The organism is Bacteroides cellulosilyticus DSM 14838 (genome assembly GCF_000158035.1).
Taxonomy (GTDB): Bacteria; Bacteroidota; Bacteroidia; order Bacteroidales; family Bacteroidaceae; genus Bacteroides; species Bacteroides cellulosilyticus.
The window spans coordinates 986,494-995,961 of the sequence record NZ_EQ973492.1 but is presented as its reverse complement, the minus strand read 5'-3'; the positions used below and the strand labels follow the sequence as shown (position 1 = coordinate 995,961).

General features: G+C 48.1%; 6 protein-coding genes. 3 read left to right on the top strand and 3 right to left on the bottom strand.

Annotated elements, in window-relative coordinates:
* Positions 1 to 478: 478 nt before the first annotated feature.
* The 3 genes from BACCELL_RS22165 to BACCELL_RS22155 are packed head-to-tail and all read left to right on the top strand — an operon-like array spanning position 479 to position 1,391.
* Positions 479 to 703: a DUF3791 domain-containing protein gene (locus BACCELL_RS22165; protein ID WP_007214333.1), complete on the top strand. Its 225-nt coding sequence runs from the start codon at positions 479 to 481 to the stop codon at positions 701 to 703.
* Positions 700 to 1,176 (top strand): DUF3990 domain-containing protein, encoded by a 477-nt coding sequence (locus BACCELL_RS22160; RefSeq protein WP_007214332.1) that lies wholly within the window; start codon positions 700 to 702, stop codon positions 1,174 to 1,176. Before BACCELL_RS22165 ends, BACCELL_RS22160 begins: the two co-directional genes overlap by 4 nt.
* A complete protein-coding gene (locus BACCELL_RS22155; RefSeq protein WP_007214331.1) occupies positions 1,173 to 1,391 on the top strand; it encodes a hypothetical protein in 219 nt (72 codons plus the stop codon). Before BACCELL_RS22160 ends, BACCELL_RS22155 begins: the two co-directional genes overlap by 4 nt.
* 94 nt (positions 1,392 to 1,485) lie before the next feature.
* Here the strand turns inward: BACCELL_RS22155 and asnB are convergent, their stop codons facing one another.
* The 3 genes from asnB to gltB form a co-directional block, all read right to left on the bottom strand.
* Complete coding sequence (gene asnB, locus BACCELL_RS22150) at positions 1,486 to 3,180, bottom strand: asparagine synthase B (protein ID WP_007214330.1); 1,695 nt, start codon at positions 3,178 to 3,180, stop codon at positions 1,486 to 1,488.
* Positions 3,181 to 3,301: 121 nt separating this feature from the next.
* Complete coding sequence (locus tag BACCELL_RS22145) at positions 3,302 to 4,642, bottom strand: glutamate synthase subunit beta (protein WP_044154191.1); 1,341 nt, start codon at positions 4,640 to 4,642, stop codon at positions 3,302 to 3,304.
* 73 nt (positions 4,643 to 4,715) lie between these two features.
* Entirely contained in the window at positions 4,716 to 9,290 is a 4,575-nt protein-coding gene (gltB, locus tag BACCELL_RS22140) for a glutamate synthase large subunit (RefSeq protein WP_007214328.1), read from the bottom strand.
* Between the last annotated feature and the right edge of the window lie 178 nt (positions 9,291 to 9,468).

Below are 9,468 nucleotides of genomic sequence, written 5' to 3'. Positions count from 1 at the left end.
GTGTCTATCCGGTTCTGCCACTCTCCGTTGGAACCGAAAGGGGTTTAGAATTCATACGACTTGTTTTCTAAGATAACAACAGACAAAAAATAAGAAAGGCGGTAATTTCAATAGGAAGTTATCGCCTTTCTTGTTGATATTTATTGGATTCGGGCTTAAAAGAGGCTTTTTACGTTTTTAATAAACGTTGAGCACATTCTTTAAAAACGTTCCTGTTATTCTTAAAAAAAGAATAACAAGAAGCTTAATAAAGCAAAAAATGCCTGTGATTTGTCTATATTTGAGACTGTGATAAGAACCTTTGGTATTCTGTTAATATGCTTCGTTTGGTAATTTTTTTTTGTACGATGATGCTTGAAAATACCATTCTAAATATATGAATATTTAAAAATTGATAGTAAATGGGTGCAGAAGGAGTAATAAATCATAGAAATAATGATTATCTTTGTGATGTTTCATTGCTAAAAAGAATACTTTTATGGATTTTAGTGTTAAGGATAAAATAGAGTATATTGTAGCTCTGATCAGTGAGTTTGCTAAGCTACATTCGCTTGCTCCCAGCCAGGCATACCGTTATTTGGATCGGTATAAAGCTATTGATTTCATAGATAAACACTATGGTATTGCTCATACACAACGTTTTGAGGATGTAATATCAGATATTACGGCTTATTGTCAACGTTTTGGAGGGGCAATAAAATGATTCTTTATCATGGTACAACGGTAGATATTAAGGAAATTGATCTTCAAAAATCAAAACCTAATAAAGACTTTGGAAAAGGGTTTTATCTTTCAGCTGAAAAAGAGCAGGCTATTGCTATGGCTGATTATAAAGCTGAACAGATAGATGGAGTGCCGGTCGTTAATGCTTTTGAATTTGACGAAGCTTGTTTGCATGATTCCTCCTTAACAGTGAAAGTCTTTAGCGAATACGATAATGAATGGGCGGATTTTATATTTGCTAACCGCAACAATCCTACATCAGCAAACGTTCACGACTATGATATTGTAATCGGACCGATAGCTAATGATCGTGTAGGAATTCAGATACGTAGATATATGGATAGAGAAATTGATTTGCCTACGTTTATTGAACGGCTGAAATATATGAAAGGAATGACTATTCAATATTATTTTGGAACTGAACGAGCAATTTGTTTACTGAAGAGAATATGAATGAGGTAGATTATGCGATAGAAGGTTTAGCAAAAGACCTTGTTTTATTGTTAATGGAAGATTTCGGTATGGATATGAAATCTGCATTGCGTACTCTGTATACATCGGATACGTATGCAAAATTGCAGGATGCTAAAACCGGACTTTATTTTCAGAGTCCTCGCTATGTGTATGACTTTTTGAGGAATGAAATTAAAACTGGTAAAATGTCATAGCTGACAGAAGCTATATATTATTATGGATTCGCCCCGCCAATTCTTTGCAAAGAGAATGGGCGGGGCGAATCCATTATTAATCAGTAAAGACTCATTACCCGGCATACGTTGCCTCGTGCACATCTGCCACAGCCCGTCCGCTCGGATCATTTTTCCCTTGCAACGTGGCATCCCAGGCGAGTGCTTCAGCAGTAGAGCAAGCCACGCTCGGCACACTGGGCACGCTTCGGGCAGCCGACTGACTGGGGAAGTGTTCTTCGAAAATGCTACGATAGTAATATTCCTCCTTATTCTGTGGTGGATTGATGGGAAACCGTTCGGCGGCATGTTCCATCTGATGGTCGGTGACGGCGGCAGAAGTAATGGCTTTCAATGTATCAATCCAATTGTAACCGACGCCATCGGAAAATTGCTCTTTTTGTCGCCAGGCAACACTCTGAGGCAGCATATCCTGGAAAGCTTCGCGCACAATGCGTTTCTCCACTTCTTTGCCCGGACACATCTTGACGACAGGGCTGAGGTTCATTGCCACATCCAGGAACTCTTTATCGAGGAAGGGAACACGACCTTCCACACCCCAGGCAGAAAGGCTCTTATTGGCACGTAGACAGTCGTACAGGTGCAATTTGGAGAGCTTACGGATCGTTTCTTCGTGGAAAGCCTGCGGTGTGGGGGCTTTGTGGAAGTATAGATAACCACCGAAAACCTCATCGGCACCTTCACCACTAAGCACCATCTTGATGCCCATAGACTTGATGACACGTGCCAACAGGTACATCGGTGTGGAAGCACGTACAGTGGTAACATCGTATGTTTCGATAAAGTAGATGACATCATGCAAGGCATCGAGCCCTTCCTGAATGGTATAATTGATTTCATGGTGAACAGTGCCGATGTATTCCGCCACTTCACGGGCTTTAATCAAGTCCGGTGCACCGCGCAGACCGACGGCGAAGGAGTGGAGTTGAGGCCACCAGGCTTCGCTCTGGTTATCAGTTTCAATGCGCTTGCGGGCATACTTCTTGGCAATGGCGGAGATGACGGAAGAGTCGAGGCCACCACTGAGCAGAACACCGTAAGGAACATCGGACATTAACTGGCGTTGCACGGCAGCTTCAAGGGCGAGTTTTACACTGTTGATTTCTGGTTGGGTAGCCCGGCGGGCGTTGGTGTCATTGGCTTTGACGACGGCATAATCGGTCCAGGGGCGTTGATACCAACGATGCATTTTCCCTTCACGTCCCCAGAAGTAATGTCCGGGCAGAAAAGGCTCGTAGGTATCACAGAAACCTTCGAGAGCTTTCAGTTCGCTACCGACGTAGATATGTCCCTGGTCGTCACGACCGATATAAAGAGGGATTACCCCGATAGGGTCACGGGCAATCAGATAATCGTCTGCTTCCTCATCGTAAAGGGCAAAGGCGAAGATACCGTTCAATTCTTCGAGGAAATGAATGCCTCTATCCTTATATAATGCGAGGATGACTTCACAGTCCGATCCTGTACGGAAAGCATATTTGCCGGCATAGCGGGAACGGATTTCCCGATGATTATAGATCTCACCGTTGACGGCAAGGATTTGCTTGCCATCCGGAGAGTACAATGGTTGTCCGCCACTTTCCGGATCGACGATAGAAAGACGTTCGTGAGCCAGGATGGCACTGCCGCCTACATAAATACCACTCCAGTCCGGTCCGCGATGACGGATTTTCTGCGCCATTCGAAGCGCTTTGTTTCTCAATTCCTGGGATTGAGATTTGATATTGAAGATACCTACGATTCCACACATGATGCTTAGTGATTAGGGGTTAATGATTAGTGATTAGTTCAGTGATTAGGGTTTAGTGATGAGTGATTAGTAATTAGTAAGTAAAGCATAGCGCAGCCTGCTAATCACCAATCACTTACCACTAATCACTCAAATACTTGTCTATCCGTTCTGCCACTCTCCGTCCGTCCGCCAGTGCATGCACCACAAGGCTGGCACCGCGTGCCGCATCACCTGCAACGAACACATTTTCCGGAAATTCAGGCTGTTCCGGTTTCAGGAAGCCCATGGCCAGAAGTACCATATCGGCGTCTATCACTTCCTTCTTTCCGGTAGGTTTCATGGTAGGGCGTCCTCCATCCTGAGCCGGAATCCATTCCACTTCTTCCACCTCTACACCGCAGACTTTTCCATTCTTGCCAATAAACTGATTGGATGCCAGCGACCAGCGGCGCGTGCAACCTTCTTCGTGACTTGAAGTCGTCTTCAGCACAATGGGCCATTGTGGCCAAGGAGTAGCGTCATTGTGACCTACGGGAGGCTGTGGCATGATTTCAATCTGTGTCACACTCACGGCTCCCTGGCGGATACTCGTACCGATACAGTCTGATCCTGTATCACCGCCACCGATGACGAGAACCCGTTTGCCCTTGGCATTTACCAGACGGTCTTTGGAGAACGTTTCTCCATCGAGGATATGATTTTGCTGGGACAGCATTTCGAGGGCAAGATAAATACCTTTCAGTTCGCGTCCGGGGATATTGAGGTCGCGTGCCTGTGGCGTCCCGGTGCAGATGCAGTAGGCATCAAAGCCCGCGGGGAGTTTCTGTACATCTACCGTTACGCCCATTTCGAACTTGATACCTTCGGCTTCAAGCACTCCCATCCGGCGGTCGATTACTGCCTTATCGAGTTTAAAATTAGGAATACCATAGCGCAGTAATCCGCCGGGCATGGGTTCGCTGTCAAAAAGAGTCACTTCATAGCCTTTAGCATTCAGCTGGCAGGCAGCGGAGAGTCCCGCAGGACCTGCACCGATGATGGCAACCCGCTTTCCATTACGTTCGGGCTGAATGGGCACGATGTAACCTTCGCGAAAAGCTGCTTCGGCAATAGCCGCCTCGTTTTCACGAATGGTGACAGGTGCATCACACGAAAGCTTCAGTACACATGACTTTTCGCAAAGTGCCGGACAGATGCGTCCGGTAAATTCGGGGAAGTCGTTTGTGGCAGCGAGTACTTCGTATGCTTCGCGCCATTTACCTTTATAAAGTGCATCCTGAAATTCAGGTTGCTTATTGCCCAACGGGCATGCCCAGTGACAGAAGGGTACACCGCAATCCATGCAACGTGATGCCTGGAGTTTGCGTTCGTGACTGTTTAAAGTTTGCTCCACCTGACTGAAGTCGGTGATGCGTTCGTGGACAGGACGGTATCCCGCTTCCTGTCGTGGTATGTTTAAGAATGCTTTTGGATCTGCCATTGTAGTATTGTTTAATTTGACTATCTTAATTCCCAAGAGGAGGAGAGTTGAGATGTTCTTGGTTCTGTAATTTTTAATAATCTCTCTGCATCTCTGCAATCTTCTGTTGCAGTTTCCGCATTTGCTCCTCTTGCAGTACCTTCTTGTACTCGATGGGGACTATCTGGATAAATTCATCCACATATCGGTTCCAGTCATCAAGCATAGTACGTGCCAGGTTGGAGCCTGTATAGAGGTAGTGCTGGCGGATGAGTTCGTGCAACTCTTTACGATAGGAGGCTTCTTCGATGAGGCTTAGTTCTACCATTTCCATGTTACAGAAATAATCGAAGTTTCCATCCTTATTCCATACATAAGCTACACCGCCCGACATACCGGCTGCGAAGTTGCGCCCTGTTGAACCGAGGACTACCACACGACCGCCCGTCATGTACTCGCAACAATGATCGCCTACACCCTCTACTACGGCAATGGCACCGGAATTGCGGACAGCAAAACGTTCGCCTACGCGCCCATTGATGTAAACTTCACCACTGGTTGCGCCATAGAGCAAGGTGTTTCCTGCAATCGTATTCTTTTCGGCCTGGAAGTTAGAGCGTACCGGAGGCAATACGGCAATCCGTCCGCCCGAAAGGCCTTTGCCGAGGTAATCGTTCGCTTCACCTTCCAGCTTGAAGTTGACACCCGGTACAAGGAAGGCACCGAAACTTTGTCCTGCAGAACCTTTGAACTTTACGTTCAACGTATGTTCCGGCAGTCCCGCTTCACCGTACTTCGCGGCAATGGTGCCCGAAAGCATGGCTCCGCAAGCACGATCCGTATTGGCAATCGTATATTCCAGTGAGATTTCTTTCTGGTTTTCCAGAGCTTCGGCAGCGGCATGCAGCATTTCAACGTCTTTTACGTGGTCGATGCCGTGTTGCTGGTCGATGGTGTGGCGGATGGCTGCACCATTATCGATGCGTGCCAGTATTTTGTCGAAAGTAATCAGGGATTGCTTGGGTGATTCGTTTTCTGACTTGCGGATAATAAGATCCGTGCGTCCGATGATGTCATCCATACGTTCCACACCGATTTCGGCGAGATATTCCCGCACTTCCTGCGCCAGGAAAGTGAAGAAGTTCACCAGGTATTCGCTGCGTCCGTGGAAGCGCCAGCGAAGTTCCTCGTTTTGCGTTGCCACACCCACAGGGCAGGTGTTCTGATGGCATTTGCGCATCATGACGCAACCCAGTACAATCAAAGCGCTGGTTGCAAAACCGAACTCTTCGGCACCCAGCATCGCCATCAGTACGATGTCGCGACCGGTTTTCAGTTGCCCGTCCACTTGCAGCATCACTTGTCCGCGTAGACCGTTCAGTACAAGAGTCTGTTGCGTCTCGCTTAGTCCCAGTTCAGGAGAGATACCGGCATAGCGGATACTGGAGGCAGGAGAGGCGCCCGTACCACCTTCCGCACCGGAGATGACGATAAGGTCTGCTTTTGCTTTGGCCACTCCGGCGGCAATGGTTCCTACACCGCTTTCGGCTACCAGTTTCACACTGATCTTGGCACGAGGATTTACATTCTTCAGATCGAAGATCAACTGTGCCAGATCTTCGATGGAATAAATGTCGTGATGGGGCGGGGGAGAAATCAATGAAATGCCGGGAATGGAGTGGCGCGTTTTCGCAATCACCTGGTCTACTTTAAAGCCCGGCAACTGACCGCCTTCACCCGGTTTGGCCCCTTGTGCCACTTTGATTTGTATTTCATCGGCATTCACCAGATACTCCGTTGTTACGCCGAAACGTCCCGAAGCTACCTGCTTGATGGCACTACGCAGACTGGTTCCGTCTTCGCGGGGCGTGAAGCGTGCGCTGTCTTCGCCTCCCTCACCTGTGTTGCTGCGTCCGTGAATCCGGTTCATGGCAATGGCCATTGCCTCATGCGCTTCTTTGCTGATAGACCCGTAACTCATGGCACCCGTCACAAAGCGGTGCATGATGCTTTCTACCGGTTCAACCTTATCTATAGAAATGGGGGCACGGCGGAAATCCAGAAAGTCGCGCAGGAAGATAGGCGCTTCTTTTCTGTCTACCAGACTGGTGAATTCTTTGAACTTCTTATAGCTGCCCAGGCGTGTGGCAAGTTGCAAGGTAGAAATGGTTTCCGGGTTCCAGGCATGTTTTTCTCCGTCTTTACGGAAAGCATACAAACCGTTGTTGGGGAGTAATCCGTCTACCTGTGCGGCAAAACCTGCATCGTGGAATGCGATTGCATCGCGTGCCACTTCATCCAGCCGGATACCGCCTATTGTGGATCTCAACCCGCCGAAATAAGCATTGCTGAGCTCTTCACTCAAACCTACGGCTTCGAATATTTTTGCTCCCCGATACGAGCGGATGGTACTGATACCCATCTTACTCATGATCTTGAACAATCCCTTGCAGATGGATTTGACATATTTCTTTTCGGCTGTGGCATAATCCAATTGGATTTCTTTCTTCGCCACCAGCTTGTCGATCACGGCAAATGCCATGTAAGGGTTCAGGGCGCTGGCGCCAAATCCCAGTAACAGGGCTGCGTGCATCACCTCGCGTATTTCACCGCTTTCCACGACCAATGCCGTCTGCACACGTTTACCCACGGAGATAAGGTGGTGGTGCACTGCGCTTACTGCCAGCAGGGAGGGGATAGCCGCATGAGTGGCATCCACATCACGGTCGCTCAATACAATGTAGTTCACCCCTTCGCTGACGGACTCTTCCGCTTGCTTGCAAAGTGCTGTGAGTGCTTCCTGCAATCCGGCACGACCCTTTGCTACTTCAAACAGCAAGGGCAGTTTCACCGTTTTGAAACCTTTGTAGCGGATGTTGCAAAGAATATCCAGTTGTGCATTGCTCAGGATGGGATGGTTGAGGCGCACCATCTTACAATGGCTTTCGCTGGGTGTCAGGATGTTCATGCCCACGGCGCCGATATATTCCGTCAGTGACATTACCAGTTCCTCGCGTATCGGGTCGATAGGCGGATTGGTGACTTGTGCAAACTGTTGGCGGAAGTAATTGTACAGTAGTTGTGGCTTATCTGAAAGCACGGCAAGCGGCGTATCATTCCCCATTGAGTTGATAGGCTCGGCACCCGTGGTACACATCGGGACGATGAGCCGCTCCACATCTTCCTTGGAATAACCGAAGGTGCGCAGCATCCTCTCGTAATTCTCTACGCTATGTGGGACTTTGCGCCCGCTTTTCAGCTCATCCAGTTCGATGCGGTTCGTTGCCAGCCAACTGCGGTAAGGCTTGGCTTCGGCCAACTGTTCTTTCAATTCTCCGTCGTAGTAGATTTCGCCTTTTTCGGTATCTACCAGTAGTATCTTACCCGGTTGCAGGCGTCCCTTTTCTTTGATGTCTCCCGGTTCGAAATCCATCACGCCCACTTCGCTGGCCACTACCATCATATCGTTGTGCGTAATCAGATAGCGTGCAGGACGCAATCCGTTACGGTCGAGCATACCGCCCGCAAAACGTCCGTCGCTGAACAGCAAGGCGGCAGGGCCATCCCAGGGTTCCATCAGGATGGAGTGGTATTCATAGAATGCTTTCAGATCTTCGCTGATAGGGTTCTTTTCGTTGAAAGATTCCGGTACTAGCATGGCCATGGCGTGCGGCAGGCTGAGGCCTGACATAACGAGGAATTCCAAAACATTGTCCAGTGAGGCACTGTCGCTCATTCCCGGCTGAATGATGGGGTGTATCTCCCTTATGTCGCCCAGGACGGGAGAGGAGAGCACACTTTCACGGGCTTCCATCCAACCCCGGTTGCCGCGGATGGTGTTGATTTCGCCGTTGTGGGCCAGGAGGCGGAACGGTTGTGCCAGTCCCCAGGTAGGGAAGGTGTTGGTACTGAAGCGGGAGTGCACCAGTGCTATGCCGCTGGTGAAGTAGGGGTTTGTCAGATCGGGGAAGTAGCCTCGCAGTTGCAGTGAAGAGAGCATACCTTTGTAGATGATGTTCTTCGTGGATAGGGAGACAACGTAGAAATCTTCGCGCGTGGCAATATCCGATTTGCGTACTTTGTTTTCTATTCTTTTTCTTATGAGATAGAGTTTACGGTCGGCTGTCTCGCTTTCCGTAAATCCGGTGATGAAAATCTGTTTGATATCCGGTTCGTTGGCAAGTGCTGATTCTCCCAGAGTTTCTGGACAAGTGGGCACATTGCGCAGGTGCATCAATGTCAATCCTTCTTTTTCAATCTCTTCGATGATAATGCTTAAGATAGCACCTTGGTCTTTCTCATCTTTCGGTAGAAAGAGAAGACCTGTACCGTATTTCCCTTTCTCGGGGACAGGAATACCCTGCAAAAGAATAAACTCGTGCGGGATTTGCAGCAGGATGCCGGCACCGTCTCCGGTTTTATTATCCGCACCTTCGGCGCCCCGGTGACGCATGTTCTCCAACACCTTCAATGCAGACTCTACCAGTTCGTGTGACTTGCCTCCGTGGATGTTCACTAACATACCGACACCACAAGCGTCATGCTCGTTCTCTACATCATACAAGCCCAACTGCCTGGGCTGTCGTTGATATACAGGATGTTGGCTTTCTTCCCTTCCCTGTTGTCCGGCTTTTCTCTTTGTTTCGTTGTTAAAAAGTTCTTCTTTCATCTTTTTAAGTTTACTTTATTCTGTAGCAATACCTATTATTGCTATCAAAATGTTTGGCAAAAGTATTGATTTAATTTCAAATTGGTACAATAATGTGGGTTTTTGTGACTTGCAAAATATCTGTTTATTGGAGATGTATTTTAAATTGAAATAAAATGTATGCTTTTGTGTTTTGAAT

Excerpts from the sequence above, each read along its gene's own strand:
- BACCELL_RS22165 (WP_007214333.1), top strand. The coding sequence starts at position 479 with ATGGATTTTAGTGTTAAGGATAAAATAGAGTATATTGTAGCTCTGATC.
- BACCELL_RS22160 (WP_007214332.1), top strand. The coding sequence starts at position 700 with ATGATTCTTTATCATGGTACAACGGTAGATATTAAGGAAATTGATCTT.
- BACCELL_RS22155 (WP_007214331.1), top strand. The coding sequence starts at position 1,173 with ATGAATGAGGTAGATTATGCGATAGAAGGTTTAGCAAAAGACCTTGTT.
- asnB (WP_007214330.1), bottom strand. The coding sequence starts at position 3,180 with ATGTGTGGAATCGTAGGTATCTTCAATATCAAATCTCAATCCCAGGAA.
- BACCELL_RS22145 (WP_044154191.1), bottom strand. The coding sequence starts at position 4,642 with ATGGCAGATCCAAAAGCATTCTTAAACATACCACGACAGGAAGCGGGA.
- gltB (WP_007214328.1), bottom strand. The coding sequence starts at position 9,290 with ATGAAAGAAGAACTTTTTAACAACGAAACAAAGAGAAAAGCCGGACAA.